The 15,055-nt window shown below is 71.7% G+C and carries 15 protein-coding genes; 6 read left to right on the top strand and 9 right to left on the bottom strand.

The window, feature by feature from the left end:
- Positions 1-219: 219 nt before the first annotated feature.
- Positions 220-558 carry a hypothetical protein gene (locus VSH64_RS15895; RefSeq protein WP_326836368.1) on the top strand — a complete coding sequence of 113 codons (339 nt, stop codon included), beginning with the start codon at positions 220-222 and terminating at the stop codon, positions 556-558.
- 129 nt (positions 559-687) lie between these two features.
- On the opposite strand, the gene VSH64_RS15900 is transcribed toward VSH64_RS15895, so the two are convergent.
- A complete protein-coding gene (locus VSH64_RS15900; RefSeq protein ID WP_326836369.1) occupies positions 688-1,473 on the bottom strand; it encodes a helix-turn-helix domain-containing protein in 786 nt (261 codons plus the stop codon).
- A 57-nt stretch (positions 1,474-1,530) separates the two neighbouring features.
- Here VSH64_RS15900 and VSH64_RS15905 point away from each other — a divergent pair, with 57 nt between their 5' ends.
- Positions 1,531-2,397, top strand: coding sequence for an alpha/beta fold hydrolase (locus tag VSH64_RS15905; RefSeq protein WP_326836370.1), 867 nt, complete (start codon positions 1,531-1,533; stop codon positions 2,395-2,397).
- Between the two features lie 29 nt (positions 2,398-2,426).
- Here the strand turns inward: VSH64_RS15905 and VSH64_RS15910 are convergent, their stop codons facing one another.
- From VSH64_RS15910 to VSH64_RS15925, 4 genes are all read right to left on the bottom strand, one after another.
- A complete protein-coding gene (locus VSH64_RS15910; protein WP_326836371.1) occupies positions 2,427-3,287 on the bottom strand; it encodes a class I SAM-dependent methyltransferase in 861 nt (286 codons plus the stop codon).
- Positions 3,284-4,492: a cytochrome P450 family protein gene (locus VSH64_RS15915; protein WP_326836372.1), complete on the bottom strand. Its 1,209-nt coding sequence runs from the start codon at positions 4,490-4,492 to the stop codon at positions 3,284-3,286. The genes VSH64_RS15910 and VSH64_RS15915 overlap by 4 nt, the downstream gene beginning before the upstream one ends.
- 229 nt (positions 4,493-4,721) lie before the next feature.
- Entirely contained in the window at positions 4,722-4,916 is a 195-nt protein-coding gene (locus VSH64_RS15920) for a hypothetical protein (RefSeq protein WP_326836373.1), read from the bottom strand.
- 55 nt (positions 4,917-4,971) lie between these two features.
- Positions 4,972-5,421 carry a nitroreductase family deazaflavin-dependent oxidoreductase gene (locus VSH64_RS15925; RefSeq protein ID WP_326836374.1) on the bottom strand — a complete coding sequence of 150 codons (450 nt, stop codon included), beginning with the start codon at positions 5,419-5,421 and terminating at the stop codon, positions 4,972-4,974.
- A 178-nt stretch (positions 5,422-5,599) separates the two neighbouring features.
- Here VSH64_RS15925 and VSH64_RS15930 point away from each other — a divergent pair, with 178 nt between their 5' ends.
- Positions 5,600-7,531: a hypothetical protein gene (locus VSH64_RS15930; RefSeq protein ID WP_326836375.1), complete on the top strand. Its 1,932-nt coding sequence runs from the start codon at positions 5,600-5,602 to the stop codon at positions 7,529-7,531.
- Positions 7,532-7,589: 58 nt separating this feature from the next.
- On the opposite strand, the gene VSH64_RS15935 is transcribed toward VSH64_RS15930, so the two are convergent.
- Positions 7,590-8,552, bottom strand: coding sequence for a LuxR C-terminal-related transcriptional regulator (locus VSH64_RS15935; protein ID WP_326836376.1), 963 nt, complete (start codon positions 8,550-8,552; stop codon positions 7,590-7,592).
- Between the two features lie 276 nt (positions 8,553-8,828).
- Between VSH64_RS15935 and VSH64_RS15940 the strand changes: the two genes are divergently transcribed.
- Entirely contained in the window at positions 8,829-9,188 is a 360-nt protein-coding gene (locus VSH64_RS15940) for an HPF/RaiA family ribosome-associated protein (RefSeq protein WP_326836378.1), read from the top strand.
- Between the two features lie 106 nt (positions 9,189-9,294).
- Here VSH64_RS15940 and VSH64_RS15945 read toward each other — a convergent pair whose 3' ends face one another.
- The 3 genes from VSH64_RS15945 to VSH64_RS15955 form a co-directional block, all read right to left on the bottom strand.
- Positions 9,295-9,771: a (2Fe-2S)-binding protein gene (locus VSH64_RS15945; RefSeq protein ID WP_326836379.1), complete on the bottom strand. Its 477-nt coding sequence runs from the start codon at positions 9,769-9,771 to the stop codon at positions 9,295-9,297.
- Positions 9,772-9,780: 9 nt separating this feature from the next.
- Positions 9,781-12,111 carry a molybdopterin cofactor-binding domain-containing protein gene (locus tag VSH64_RS15950; protein WP_326836380.1) on the bottom strand — a complete coding sequence of 777 codons (2,331 nt, stop codon included), beginning with the start codon at positions 12,109-12,111 and terminating at the stop codon, positions 9,781-9,783.
- A gap of 166 nt (positions 12,112-12,277) precedes the next feature.
- Positions 12,278-13,495, bottom strand: a complete 1,218-nt coding sequence (locus VSH64_RS15955; protein ID WP_326836381.1) for a PucR family transcriptional regulator — start codon at positions 13,493-13,495, stop codon at positions 12,278-12,280.
- 258 nt (positions 13,496-13,753) lie between these two features.
- On the opposite strand from VSH64_RS15955, the gene VSH64_RS15960 reads away from it, so the two are divergent.
- Both VSH64_RS15960 and VSH64_RS15965 read left to right on the top strand, forming a co-directional pair.
- Positions 13,754-14,008: a hypothetical protein gene (locus VSH64_RS15960; RefSeq protein WP_326836382.1), complete on the top strand. Its 255-nt coding sequence runs from the start codon at positions 13,754-13,756 to the stop codon at positions 14,006-14,008.
- Positions 14,008-14,628 carry an ATP-binding protein gene (locus VSH64_RS15965; protein ID WP_326836383.1) on the top strand — a complete coding sequence of 207 codons (621 nt, stop codon included), beginning with the start codon at positions 14,008-14,010 and terminating at the stop codon, positions 14,626-14,628. Before VSH64_RS15960 ends, VSH64_RS15965 begins: the two co-directional genes overlap by 1 nt.
- Positions 14,629-15,055: the final 427 nt, after the last annotated feature.

The raw sequence follows: 15,055 nt of genomic DNA on the forward strand, positions 1-15,055 counted from the left end.
TTCGCCGGGTGCGGCGGAGCGACGTTCGACAATCCACCGACGGACCGGCGGCCGGCTGGGGATTCCGGTGTCGCGCGCCTCCACTTCGGACGGTGACCAGTCCTCCGTTCGGGCTATTTGGGCGCTTTCGTCAGGTTTCCCGGTAGAGTCCTCTGCCGAGTCTTGTGCCGCCCCGGACCCGGCGGTCGTTCTGCCGGAGTGCATCAGGAGGGGGCGGCGATGGCCGACGACGGCAAAAAGCAGGCTGCGGCCGAAGCGAGAGCGGTGGACTACGCGGTGGGAAGACATCTGGCCTACCTCGAACGGGAGGCGGACGGCGAAGGAGTGGCGATCCGCACCGGCGTGGTCGTGGCGTCCTGCGTGGACTCCGCCGAACCGGGCAACGCGTGGGTTCCGCTCGCGGACGCCGAGTCTCCGGCGAACGCCCCGACCCGGCTGGTGGCGGTCGCGGATCTCATCGGCGAGCTGACCGATCCGGGCGTGCCGCGGCATCTGGCCGAGGGCCGGCCCGTCCGTCCACCGCAACTGTTCCGCACCGGACGGCACCGGCGCGACTGAAATCCGGGGCGAGCGTTGAGGAAGTAGCGCTCGCTCTCGATCACGCAGTGCCTGTCGGCCGAAAATCCGCACCCCGTGGGCATTTCCGAGGACGGCCGAACGTGGCACCGCATTCACCATCGCGCGGGACTACCCGTTGTCGGTGAGGAATTCGGTGGGGGTGCAGTCGGTGAGACCGCGGAAATCGCGGTTGAGGTGGGATTGGTCCGCATAACCGCAGCGAAGGGCGAGGTCGGCCCAGGATCGCGCCGAGGGGAGCAGGGACACGGCGCGGTGCAGGCGGGCGATCCGGCCGACCGTCTTGGGCGAGAGGCCGATGTCCTCGCGGAACCGGGCCGTGAGGTGCTGGCGCGTCCAGCCGAGCTCCGATGCCACCGCGTCGACCCGGACCGGGCCGGACGTCAGCCGCTGCCACGCCGCCTGCACCGGCGCGGCCAAGGCCGGGCCGGCCAGCACCCGGGGCCGGAGGAAGTCGTCGAGCAGGGTGAACCGCGCGGACCAGCCGGAGGCGGCCACGAGCCGTTCGGTCAACAGGCCCACCTCGCGCCCGAGGAGGTCGCTCGCGCCGACGCTCGTATTGGCCAGCAAGCGCAGCGGTATCCCGAACAACGCGTGCGCGGCGGCCGGTGCCAGCGCGACCGTGATTCCTCGCGCGGGTCCGCCTTGCGACACGAGCAGAGGGCGGTCACGCAGCCCGAGAACCGGCGACGACGGCAGCGTCCGCACCGGCGCCTCGAGGTCGAGCACCAGGGTGATCGCGCCCAGCGGCGTGACCCGCCACGCCATCGCGTCCGCGGCGGGGAAGTCGTGAGCCGCGTACGTGAGAACTCCCGGGACGCGCGAAGCCCCGAAGACGTGCCTCCCCTGTGCTCTCGTGACCTCCCCGCGGGGCACGACGAGCGACCACTCCGTCATGCCGCCATCTTACGTTCGTCCAAGACCGCCGGGGCCTCGCGAACTAGCGTCGCCGGCATGAAAGGCATCGGCAGGTTCAAGAATCCCGAAGCACAGCAGCGGTACTTCGACCTCTACGAGCGCGCGATGCGGGAAAGTCCGCCGCCGGACGAGGTGTACGACGTCCCGGGCCGCCACGGCACCACCCGCGTCTACCGCTTCGGCGCCGGCGCGCACCCGGTCGTGCTCCTGCCCGGCCTCAGGGGCACCTCCGCCTCCTACGCGGCGCTGATTCCCGGACTCGCGCGCCACGGCCCGGTCTACGCCGTGGATTCGCTCGGCGAAGCCGGGCGCAGTGTGCAGACCGCGCCGTTCACGGGCGTCGGCGATCGGGCTCGGGGTCTCGACGACGTCCTGGCGGCGCTCGGACTGCGCGGGGTCCACCTCGTCGGAGGTTCGACCGGTGGCTGGCACGCGGTCAACCAAGCCATCCACGCCCCCGACCGGCTCGCCTCGATCGCCCTGCTCGACCCCACCACCGTCAGTGCCGGGTTCAGCGCGGCGGTCCAGTGGCGCGGTGCCGCCGCGGCGGTGCTGAACCGCGACAGCTCCTGGCGGCGCTTTCTGGCCTGGTCGGCGGGAGAGGACATCTTCGACCAGCCCGCCGCCCAAGTCATCGTGGCGGGGATCCGCGCCTACCGCGCCCGGGTCCCGGTCCAGACCTGTCCGCGGGAGGACGACCTGCGAGCGATCCGGGTGCCGGTGGTGGCACTGTTCGGCGGCCGCAGTGTCGTCCACGATCCGGCCGCCGCCGCGGCGAACCTCCGGGCCCTCCTCGCCCACGCCGAGGTCCACGTCCTGCCCGACGCCGGGCACTACCTCTACCTCCGACCCGAGGATCGGCAGCGGGTCCTCGACGTGATCACCACCACCCGTCTCCGGTGACGCGGTGCTCAGAACCCGTGCTGTGGCCCCTATTCCGCGTGCTCGACGGTCACGCCGGCGAGGTGTCGCCCAGGGATCCGCGCCCACGCGGCGGCGAGCTCCGGCAGCCACAGCACGGCGCGTTCCGCCGCCATCTCCTCGGCGATTCGCTTCGCGAGGGTGTCGACGTCCACCTCGTCCTCGGTGGCCAGGCCGTGGGCGGTGATCAGCGGCAGCATGCTGCGGGTGAGCTCCGCGAGGTAGCGCGGCGTCAGTGAATCCGCGGAACCGGCCGGGGTGGCCGACGCCGCGCCCACGACCGACAGGCCGGCATCGCTCAGGATCGCCGCGAGGCGCTCGCCCACGTTCACGTCCAGGGCGACCGCTTCGGCCGCCGCGGCCACCAAACCGATGATCCCGGTCGTGATCGGGCCCGCCGGCACGGTTCGAGTTCGGGCACTGACGAGGTCCTGGAAGGTCACGATCCCTCCGGGCCGCACCCGTTCGGCGAGCGCACGCACGGTCGCCGCCGGTTCCTCGAGATGGATGAGGATCAGCCGCCCCACCACCGCGTCCACCGGTTCGTCGAGCGGCACGTCCGGCAGCCGCGCCTCGACGAACGACACGTGGGCCAGCCCGGCGTCCGCCGCTCGGGCCCGGGCCACCCCGAGCACGGCCGGGTCGGCGTCGACCCCGATCACCTCGCCACCCGGTCCGACCAGCCGGGCCAGCTGCAGCGTCACGTCGCCCGCGCCGCAGCCGACATCCAGCACCCGCGTGCCCGGCGCGATCCCGGCCCGGGTCAGCAGGAACGCGGTGTGCGGCCCGTAGATCTCGGCCTGCAGGCGCAGCCGATCGGTCTCCGCCGCGGACCGGCCCAGCGCGTAACCGTCCGATTCGGACGCGATCACCGAGTGGTCCGGACGGGCAAGCTCTCCAGGCCGTGCATCAGCGTGCTGTCCCGCCACCGGAGTGCGTCCGGGGCGACGGCGAGGCGCAGGTGCGGAAACCGCGTGACCAAAGCGGTCACGGCGAGCCGTCCCTCCAGCCGGGCCAGCGGCGCGCCCGGGCAGTAGTAGATGCCGTGCCCGAACGACAGGTGGCCCGCACCCGAGCGCGTGATGTCGAACCGGTCCGGGTCCGGGAACACCGACGCGTCCCGGTTGGCCGAGAGCACCGACAGCAACACCGTCTCCCCCTCGGGAATGGTGCCTTCGGCCAGCTCGATCGCCGAACCGGCGAACCGCGCCGGCAGGATGTTCACCGGCGACTCGTACCGCAGCACCTCTTCGACCACGTTGTCCACCAACGAAAGATCCGCCCGCAACGCGGCGAGCTGATCCGGTGCGCCCATCAGGCACAGCACGGCGTTGGCGATCAAGTGCACGGACGTGTCGTGCCCGGCGATCAACAGCAGCAGCGACGTGGCGACCAGCTCGTCCGGGCTCAGCCGATCACCGTCCTCATCGGACACCGCGATCAGCTCGGACAGCAGATCCGCCCCCGGGTCCGCCCGTTTCCCTTCGATCAACGCGCTCAGGTACTCGACCGCTTCGGCCAGCGCCTCGTAATACCCGTCACCGGCGTCCGCGTCATTGATCGCCTGCGCCCAGCCCCAGAACACGGCGCGGTCGCCCTGCGGGATGCCGAGCAGCTCGCAGATCGCGAACGTGGTCAGCGGCACCGCGAACTCGGCCACCAGATCCACGGGCCGATCCGGCGCGAACGCATCGAGCAATTCGTCGGCAACCGCCGACAACCGCGGCCGGAGCCGTTCGACCGCGCGCGGGGTGAAGGCCCGGTTCACCAGCCCGCGCAAGCGCGTGTGATCGGGCGGGTCGCGGTACAGCATGCTGATGCCGATCGCCCGGTACATCAGCTCCTCGCGCGGCGTGAGCGCACGGTGCTCCGCCGCGGCCTCCCGCTCGGCCTTCGACCGCACATCGTGGCGGACGCGCCCGTCACCCACCAGGGCGCGCACGTCCCCGTACCCCGTGACCAGGACCGCCGCCGCCTGGCGAGCCGTCGAAGCCGGGCACACCGGCGCCGACTCGCGCAGCTTCGCCAGGAAACCGTGCGCGTCCTGCGCCGCCGCACCATCCACCACTACCCGCATGCGTCCCACCGTAAATCCGCGCACCGCATGATCAACTACCGCCGAGGAGCCGTGGCCCGATAAGCCAGCAGCGGAAGGTGAGATCGGGCAGCACGAATTTGGGGACCCGGCGCGAAACGCCAGGCCCCACCACCGAGTTGCGCAGACGGGAACCAGCGGCGGCCCGCCAGCACCCGGCCGCACCTTCAGAACCCTTCTGCACAACCGAAACTCGCCGGGTCCGGCCCGGTCAACCGGCGGAGTCGCGATCCAGCTCCTCCGCCTTCTCCTCGACCGCGACCGCGTCGTGGAAGCTGCGCAGCTCCGCCTCGTAGAGGTCCCGCTCGGGCACGTCGTCACCGACCGGATCGGCGCTGCGGGCCACCTCGGACAGTTCGAGATCCACCACTTGGTGGAGTTCGTGAATAGTGGGCTTCTCGTTCATCGTTGCTCCTGGGCGTCGTGGACGGGTCTGGCGGACCGGCGGTGGTCGCGACCGGTCAGCCGGCCTCGACCGGCTCCAGCACGAACACCGGGATCTCCCGGTCGGTCCTGCCCTGGTACTCCGCGTACGACGGGTACACGGCGACCGCGCGGGCCCACCACTCGGCCTTCTCCGCTCCGGTGACCTCCCGCGCCCGCATGTCCCGCCGGACCGGGCCGTCCTGCAGTTCGACGCGCGGGTCGCCCTTCACGTTGAAGTACCACACCGGGTGCTTCGGCGCGCCGCCTTGCGAGGCGACCACCACGTACGTCCCCTCGTGCGCCACCCGCATCAGCGGCGTCTTGCGGATCTTCCCGCTCTTCGCACCCCGCGTCGTCAGGATGATCACGGGCAACCCGACGTCGGGCGAGATCGTGCCCTCCGTCCCGCCCGAGCTCTCGTACAGCTCCACCTGATCACGCACGTACCGCACCGGACTCGGCTCGTACTCGCCCTCGAGAGGCACCGGTCCATCCCTTCGTCGTCGCCACACATCTTCGGACCCTGGACAACAGCGGCAGCGGATCGCCCCGTCCTTACCGGGCGCTGCCGCCCGGCGCGAAAAGTGGCCAAAGTGCGACCTGTCGTATTTAGGTCACCGCGAAGATCGTGACGCCGCGCCCGGGCTGCCCCAGGCTGTCCGGATGCACGCAAGACCCTGGAAGCTGGCCGCGCTCACCGCCGGCTTGTCCCTCGCCCTGGCCGTCCCCGCCGCGGCCGAGCCCGCCCACGCCTCGCCGTGGCAGCTCGTCGGCCCGAACAGCGCCGGCGGCCACCTCGCGTTCACACCCGACGCCCCGGCGCGGCTGTACGTGCTGCCCGACAGCGGACGCGCCGTGTACCGCACCGACGACCACGGCGCCACCTGGACCACGCCGGGCCCGTGGGGTGTCACCGGCACCGCCATCGCGGCCGACCCGCGCGACGGCTCCGTCGTCTACGTCGCCGCCGACGACCCGGCCACCGGGACCGGCGAGGTGCTGCGCAGCGACGACGCGGCGCGCACGTTCCGCGTCGTCGCCACGAGCCCGGGACTGCTCTCGTCCGTGGTGGTCTCGGCTTCGGGCGAGGACGTGTTCGCCGCGGGCGACGACGGCGTGCTCACCAGCACCGACCACGGCCGCCACTGGGCGAAGCTGCCGGGCTCACCCGCGGGGGTCACCGACCTCGCCCTCGACGGCGACCACCTCTTCCTCAGCGCCGGTACCGAAATCCACGTCGTCGACAGCGCGCTGAGCCACCCGCGGGCGGCGCGCAAGCTTCCGGTGCCCGCCACGTCGTACCTGGCGAGCCTGAGCGCGGGCGACGGCATCGTCATCGGTTCCGGGGTGCTCGGCCGCGGCGTGCTCTCCACCGACGGCGGGCGGACCTTCCGCGCGCTGACCGGGCCGTGGGGCGCCGACGACGCGACGGCGTTCACCGGGCTGACCTCCGCCGGCGAGATCGAGGTCCAGTCCATCGCCTCGCCGCAGCCGGACGGCGCGGCGGGCGCGCGTGACGTCTGGGTCAGCCGCGACCGCGGCCGCACGTGGATCGACCACCCGGCCGCGACCGGCAAGATCGACCTCTACTCCGAGGTCGGCGCGTTCCCCGACCGCCCGCACGAGCAGGTCGTGGCCGCCGCGGCGGGGATCTTCACCACGCGCGACTCGGCGACGTTCCGGCGCATCGGCGTGCCCGACACCGAGGTCAACGCCCTCACCACCGTCGGCCCGGCGCTCCTCGCGGCCACGCGCAGCGGCACCTACCGCTCCACCGCGCCGCTCGCGACGCACCTCGCCGACGGCTACCAGGACTGGGGCTGGACCGGCCAGGCCCCGCACACGTTGGGCAACTCCGTCGGCGCGCTCGCGGCCGTCTCCGCGAAGGCCGTGCTGCGCGTGCGTCAGGGCTACTGCGAGGTCGACTGCTTCACCGTCGAGCGCTCCGGCGACGGCGGCACCACCTGGCAGCAGCTCGCCACCGTGCCGGGCAACTCCCGCGCGCTCGTCGTCGACCCGCACGACCCGGACACGGTCTACGCGGCCAGCTACCTCACACCCGCCGTCTACACGAGCCACGACGGCGGCCGCACCCTGACCCAGCACGCGCTCGCCGGCCTCGACGGCGTGCAGTCCATCGCGGTCGACCCGCGCGCCCGCGGCGCGGTGTGGATCGGCGACGTCACCGGCCTCTACCGCAGCACCGACGGCGGAGCCACCGCGCGGAAGGTCTTCGACGGCGAGGTCGCCCACGTGACCGTGGACCCGCGCGACGCCCGCCACGTCGTGGTCGCCGGCGCCGGCTTCGTGAAGGTCAGCACCGACGGCGGAGCCACCTTCCGCGCCGCGGCCGGCGTCGGCTCCGCCGGCTACTCCGACGCGGCCTTCACCCGCGACGGCACGCTGTACGTCTCCTCCGCCGACAAGTACGAACCCGGCGCCGGCGTGCTCGTCAGCCGCGACGGCGGTCGCCGCTTCACCGCGCTGCCCACCCAGCCGGCCGACCGCGACGTCCGCGCCCTGCTCGCCTCCGACGACGGCCGCTGGCTCCTCGCCGGCACGGGCGCGGGCGTCTACCGCCTGCCCCTGCGGTGACCCGCGGGCCGGGTGTCCGCAGTGGACACCCGGCCCGCGGTCCGAAATGGACAGACCCTCAGCTGTCGAGCCACCCGAGCTTCGCGACCTGCCACGCCAGCTGCATCCGGCTCTGCGCGTCCGCCCGCTGCATGAGGTCCTGCAGCCGCCGCTGAACCGTGCGGTGGCTCACGCCGAGGTGCTTCGCTATCGACTTGTCGCTCACGCCGCCGACGAGCAGCGACAGCAGCCGGCGCTCGTCCGGAGACAGCGGGGCGTCGCCGGGCACGCCGTCGATCCGCACCGGAGAGGCGCGTTCCCAGTAGCTCTCGAACAGCGCCACCAGCGCGGTCACCAGGCTGCTGCCCAGCACCAGCGCGGCCGTCGGTTCACCCGTGGCCTCGTCGTCGGCCAGCGGGCACAGCGCCAGCGCCCGGTCGGCCACGGCGAGGCGCACCGGCAGCTTCGCGATCGTCCGGGCACGCTCCCCCAGCCGGATCCCCTCGGCGAGGCCCGCCATCGCACCCGGCTCCTCGAGCAGCGCGGTCTCGTAGAGCACCCGGAACCGCACCCCGCGGGCCAGTGCGCTGAACTCCTCGTCGTTCTCCGCCGCCGCCATCGCGATCGGCGCCTCGCGGCAGAACCACAGCACCTCCTCGCGCGCGTCGCGCTGCAGGCTCAGCGCTTGCTGCCGGATCGCCTCCGCCCCGGTGACGACCTCGACCAGCCTCGACGAATCCCGGCGCCGCGCGCTGTCGCGGTACTGCTCGGCCAGCTCCGTCACCGCCACGCGGGCGACTTCGAGCTCCGCCTGGCCGTGGCGCAGCAGCGGCCCGAGCGAAACGTCGGGCGGCGCCGGCACGTAGTGCTCCCCGGTGCGGCTCACCAGCCGCTTCGCCACGAGCCCGACGAGCAGCCCTTCGGCCTCGGCCACGGCCAGCCCCAGCCGCGCGGCCACCTCACCCGGGGCGGCACGGTAGCCGCCCACGAGCACGCGGAACACCCGCTCCTCGTCGGCGGTCAGGCCGAGCGCTTCGAGCACCGCACCTCCTCGTGCGTCAGCGAATTGCCTCCGGTATCCAACCGGGCCGAGGTGTCGAAACGATCACGGGCCGGTCTCACCGAGCGAGGTCCGGCCGGCCCCCCGCCGCGCGGGCCGGCACCTTCGTCCGGCGAAGGCGAAAAACACGGCCTCGTCGCCGAGCCGACGTCGCTGACCAGCCACAACGCGTCTCCACCGGCGCCAGGTCGCCGCCGCGCCTGTGACATAGTCGGGGTCGGCGCCGCCCGCCGCCGGCCCGGAGAAGGGAAGCCCGGAATGCAGATCCAGATCAGCACCGACCGAAACCTGCACAGCGACGAAGACCTGATCCGGTACCTCGAGTCCGAGGTCGAAACGAAGCTGGCGCGCTTCGCCGACCGCCTCACGCGGATCGACGTCCACCTGAGCGACGAAATGGGCGGCGGCACCGACGGGGAAGACCTGCGGTGCGTGATCGAAGCGTTTCCCGCCGGCCGCGAGCCGGTCGTCGTCACGAACCGCGCGGGCTCGGTGAACGACGCGTTCACCGGCGCGCTGACCCGGATCGAACACACCCTCGCGACCCTGTTCGACCGCACCGGCCACCACAAGGGCGGCGAGTCCATCCGGCACCTGCCGGAGGACAACCAGCGCTGAGCCCTCTCCGCCGCCGTCACCAACGGCGAGGAGGTGGTGACCACCCCTCACGGGTGATCACCACCTCCTCGCCGGCCGGCCCGTCCCGGTGTCCCGGGAGCCGGGCTCACATGTTCTTCGAACCCTCCACAATGGCCTCGCGGATGCGGGCGTACGTGCCGCAGCGGCAGATGTTGCGGATTTCGTCGAGGTCGGCGTCGGTGAGGTCGCGGCCGGAGGCGCGGGCCTGGCGGACCTTGGCCACCGCGGCCATGATCTGGCCGGGCTGGCAGTAGCCGCACTGGGCGACGTCCTGCTCCAGCCACGCTTCCTGCATCGGGTGCAGGTCCTTGCCCACGGTGGCGGGCAGGCCTTCGATCGTGGTGACCTCGTCGGTGGGCGCGATCTTCGAGACCGGCACCGAGCAGGGGTTGAAGGCCTTGCCGTTGATGTGGCTCGTGCAGGCCTTGCAGACGTCGAGCCCGCAGCCGTACTTCGGGCCTTTCACGCCGAGGCGGTCGCGCAGCACCCACAGGAGCCGTTCGGTGTCTTCGGCTTCGACCGTGACCTGCTCACCGTTGAGCTTGAAGGTGTGTTGTGGCACGGAGAACTCCTAGTAGGCGTAGTCGAGGCCGTCGACGGGGGAAGGCGGGGTGGAGGGGTCCAGCGGCAGCGGCTCGAACGAGAGCGTGCCGTGGTTGATCGGGAACGTGGTCGGCATCTTCCCGACGGCCCGGGCGTAGGCGCACGCGACGGCGGCGAACGACGGCGCGACCGCGAGCTCACCGGCACCGCTCGGGGTGTCCGAGGTGTTCGGCATGATCACCACCCGCGTCTCGACGGGGGTGTTCCACTCGCGGGTGTAGAAGTAGTTGTCCCAGCTGCCTTCCAGCGGAATGCCGTCCTTGATGTGGAGGCTGGAGGTGAGGCACATCGCGATGCCGTCGTTGAGGCCGCCGATCATCTGCGCCTCCAGACCGCGCGGGTTGATCGCGAACCCGGGATCGACCACCACGAGCGCCTTGGTCACCCGCGGGCCGGTCACCGCCTCGCTGACCTTGCGGTTCACCGTCTCCGGGCGGCAGTCGATCTCCACCAGCACCGCCACCGCGCCCCGGTACTCCGAGTGCAACGCGATGCCCTGTGCGGTGCCCGCCGGCATCGACCGGCCCCACTCGCCGACCTGCACGGCCTTGTCGAGCACCGCGCGCAGCCGGGCGTCCTTGAGGAAGTCGCGCCGGAACTGCACCGGGTCCTTGCCCATCTTCTTCGCCAGCTGGTCGACCACGAGCTCTTCGGCCGTGACCACGTTGGGCGAGTAGATGTTGCGCATGCTGCCGGTGTTGAACTTGAGCGGGATCTCGTTGAGCAGCTGCGTGGTCACGCCGAAGTTGTAGGGCGAGGACTGCGTGAGCTCGAAGATCGACTCCGCGAAGCTCAGGTTGCCCGCGATGGGCAGCTTCGCCGTGGTGGAGGTGAGCATCTCGCCGAGGCCGTGGCTGAACTCCGTCTGCACGCTGGTGTGCCGCTGTTCGAAGCTCACCACGTTGCCGAGCGCGTAGGTGGCGCGCACCCGCGAAACGCACATCGGGTGCACGCGGCCTTGCCGGAAGTCGTCGGTGCGCGACCACATGAGCTTGACCGCTTTGCCCATCTTCTTCGACGCCTCGGCGGCTTCGAGCGCCGCGTCGTGGAACAGGTGCCGGCCGAACGAACCGCCACCCTGGGTCACGTGCACGGTGACGGCGCTCTGCGGCAGCCCCACCAACTGCGCGATCTGCTCCTGCGCGACGATCGGCACCTTCAGGCACGACCAGATCTCGGCGCGGTCCGCCCGGACGTCGGCGATCGCCGAACCGGTCTCGAGCGGGCTGTTGCTGGCGAAGGCGAAGGTGAACTCCGCGTCGAGCGACTGCGTGAGCACTCCGGGCACGACCAGCGGCAGCTGCGCGGCCTTGAGCTTCTTCAGCACGGTCGCGTCGGATTCGCCGTCGACGGTGCCGGGACCCCAGGTCACCTTCAGCGCGCGGATGGCGTCGATGCACTGCCCGAACGTCTCGGCCCGCACGGCCACGCCGTGGGCGATCGTCGCGATGTCGGTGACACCCGGCATCGCCTTGACGTCGGCCTCGTTCTGGATCGAGCGCACCGTGCCGTTGATCGTGGGCGGCCGCGCGACCATCGTCGGCAGCGCGCCGGGCACGTCGTGGTCGAGGGTGTACTGCTTGCGCCCGGTCACGGCCTCGAGGGCGTCGATGCGGTTCTGCGCGGTGCCGAGCACCTTGAAGTCCGCGCGCGACTTGAGCTGAGCCGTGGCGGTGGTGGTCTTCGCCGCCGCGGCGGCCTTCGCGAGCGAGCCGTACGACGCCCGTTTGCCGCTGGTGTGGTGCACCATCCCGTCGGCGGTGCTCACCTGCGACTCGGGCACGCCCCACTGGGCGGCGGCCGCCGAGACCAGCCGGGCCCGCGCGATCGCCGAGACGGTGCGGACCGGGGTGAAGATGCTCCGCATCGAGTTGGAGCCGCCCGTGAGCTGGTTCATCAGTAGCTCCGGGCGCGCGTCGGCGAGCGTGACGTCGATCTTCGACAGCGGGATGTCCAGCTCTTCGGCGACCATCATCGCCACCGCGGTGGTCATGCCCTGGCCCACCTCGGCGCGCGGGACCGCGAACGACGCGCGCCCGTCCGTCCCGATCTGCACGCTGATCAGGCCGGACGTGGGGGCGGCGGCGAGGTTCTGCAGGTCGCCGAGGTCGAAGAGGTCCGCGGGCTGCGGAAGGGAGGGAAGCGCGGCATCGGCTTCCTGCGGCGCCAGGCCGGTCTGGGCGATCTGCGCGGCGACGGCGAGCGTCGGCGCCGCCAGCACGAAGCCGAGGAAACGGCGCCGGTCGAAGTGCCGCGGCGCATCCGGTGCGGGCCGGGCGTCGTGGTCCTGCTGTGCCATGGGTGGCGGGTTCCTCTCGAACGACAGTGTCAGAGAAGTGATCGGAGAATGCGGGGAGTGTTCGGATTGGGCCGCAGTGTGACACACCTTCACGCGCCGCAACCATGACCTGCGTGCCTACGTTTGCCGTAGTGTCATTGGGCGCCGTGCACAACGGCGCCGGCGGTCACGACCGCCGGCGCGGCGGCAGGAACGGCAGGGCGCGCACCACCAGGGCCAGCTCGATCGGGATCTCGCCGCCGGGCAGCGAACGCCCGGTCAGCGTTTCGATCCGGCGCACGCGGTTGAGCACCGTGTTGCGGTGGCAGTGCAGCTCCTGCGCCGCCCGCGTGGCCGAGCCGCCGGTCTCCACCCAGGAGGCGAGCGTCTGCAGGAGGATCTGGCGCTCGTCGCCGGGCAGGTCCAGCAGTCCGCGCAGCCACTGCTGCATCAGGGAACCGGTCAGTTCGGGCGAACTGAGCAGCAGCGCTTCCGGCAGCCGGTCGGCGAGGCACACGGCGGTCGGCTCCCCGTGCGGCACGGTCCGCAACGCGAGCACCGCCTGCCGGTACGCGGTGTGCACTTCGGCCAGTCCGTCGACCACCAGCGACACCCCCACCGCCCCGCCGACGGCGGCCAGCGCCGCCATCAGCGCCGCGGTGTCGCTCCCGGCCAGGGACACCAACCCCACGAGCGCGTCCGCGCGACCCTGCCACGCCGACCGGAGGCCCGATTCGTCGAGTTTGCGCCCGAGCGTCTCGGTGAGGTCGCTAGTGGCGAACCGCCCCTCGGTCGCAACCGCCGCGTACGGCCCCTCCACCGGCAGCCGGATGATCCGGCTCGCCTCGTAGGCGAACGCCGCGTCCGACGCCCGCCCCTGCAGCAAGCCCTCCCACAAAGCCGCGCGGCGCTGCTCATCGGCGCGGACCAGCGCCCGCTCAGCCGCGTGGTACGCCGCCGCGACCTGTGAGGAGAGCGCATCCACCAGCTCCCAGACGCGCGTGGCGAGGTCGAGCAGATCGTCGGCGTCCATCTCGTGCTCGGCCCGCGCCTGCGCGATCAGCGCCTGCCACACCAACCGCCCGCCAATCCGGAACGACCGCAACAAATCATCCAGCGGCAACCGCTGCCGCGCCCGCCGCTGCCCCGTGGCACGCGCGGCGTCGTAGAACTGCGCCACGCGCTCGACGTTGTCCCCGTCCTGGCCGAGCAGCTGCAGCACCCGCTCGAGGTTGTCGTGGCACGAGCGCCACAGATCGGGCTCGGGCACGACGTTGAGCTGCTGGTAACCCGGATTCTGCTCGTTGATGACGCGGACGAGCTCATCGGTCAGGTCGTCGACCCTGCCCAGCACACCGCTGGCCAGCACGTGCGCCGCCGCAGGCATGTCCGGCCGCCTCTCCATCCCCGCTGCTTCCGTTCTCCACCCGCCGGCCGGACCCGGACCTGCGCCCGCAATCGGGCGTCCGGGGTGCGGAGTCCCGCCGAGTGGTTCCCAGCGAGTATCGGTCAGCGGTTCGAGGGGTGCAGATCCGGTATGCGGTCAGGACTCGGCTGCCGCCGGCTCGCTCGGTCAGGTTGGGTGGCGAAACAATTCAGGCCGCCTTTCCGGATCCTTCGGTGGTTTACTCGTACCCGGTTCGGCAAGGGGGCGGACAACCGGATGAGCAACCCGATATCGGACAAAGCGGAGACTACGGAAGCCCGCGTCGATCAATTGGTCGCGCGAGCCAAGCAGAAGGCGGCGCGCTGTCGCGCGATGCAGCAGGCTGTCGAGCAGGTCTCGGTGTCGGCAGCCCCCAAGGAAGCCGAATACCGCCACAGCCGCGGCACCGGCATCCGCGGTCAAGGCCGCGCCGTACGGGCCGAACGTCGAGTACGCGGACTCCCCCGGGTGACGTGGGTCGACCTTCAGTGATGGGCCAACCCAGGAGACCTCGGCACACCACGACCCATGACTGGGCCAGCCAGGTCGACGTCGAGCACCTCGAGCACATCCGCGAAGCCGCGGCGCGGTTCGCCCCGGGCGGGGCGGGACATCTGATCCTCGAGGTCTTCGCGTACGCCGAGGAAGAGGCCAAAGCCAACGGCGGCGGACGGTGTTCGATCACGCTGCACGCCGACGGGTCGACAACGGTCTCGGACGACGGGCGAGGGACCGAAACCGTGGGCGATCAGCGGGGACAGATCGTCAAAAAGCCCGTCATGGTGTCGAGGGACCTCCGATACTTCGACGCGCCCGCCCCGCCTTGCCTGCCGGACGGCCACCCGCGCAGAGGCATCTCGGTGGTGGCTGCGCTGAGCGAGTGGCTGGTGCACACCAACAGGCGCGACAACGGTTCCTGGACCCAGCGCTATGAGCACGCATTTCCGGTGACCGCCCTCGTCCCGTTGGCCGCGGACGGATCTACGGGAACGGCTGTCCGGTTCCGTCCGATCGCGGCCGTTCGCGTGCTGGGCGCCGTGAACTTCGACGAGTTGCGGCGCTGGACGGGGTCGTGTCCACAGTTGTCCGTCGAGCTCACCGACCTCCGCTGAGGCCGGCCGCGGCGGGCTTCAGCAGCCGCGTTGTGGCCGTGATCGGAACGCACCGACCAGCCGCCGGCGGCGTGTTCTCGCGGCCCTCCGCCGCGGCCGATCTCGATTGAGCGCTCGCGACGGCACCCCCAGGTGTCGAAGCCCAACACTGATCGATCAGGTGACGATGGAAGGCCAGTCCAGCACGATCGGCCCGGGCCATTGCTCCCGCCGCCGCGTGGTTTTGGCCTCGTAAGTCGACCGGGGAGCGAGCGTCGGGTTCGGGCGGACGACCTCACGGGCCCTCGACACTCCCCCGCGACTCCGACCCCAGACATCGGCGCCGGACTCCCACATGGACACTGCAATCCTGTCACCGACCCCCACAACCGGACCACCGATCCGAAGCTCAAGTGGACTACATCCCCCACACACCACCACACTAGCC

The organism is Amycolatopsis rhabdoformis, assembly GCF_035918295.1.
Lineage (GTDB): Bacteria > Actinomycetota > Actinomycetes > Mycobacteriales > Pseudonocardiaceae > Amycolatopsis > Amycolatopsis rhabdoformis.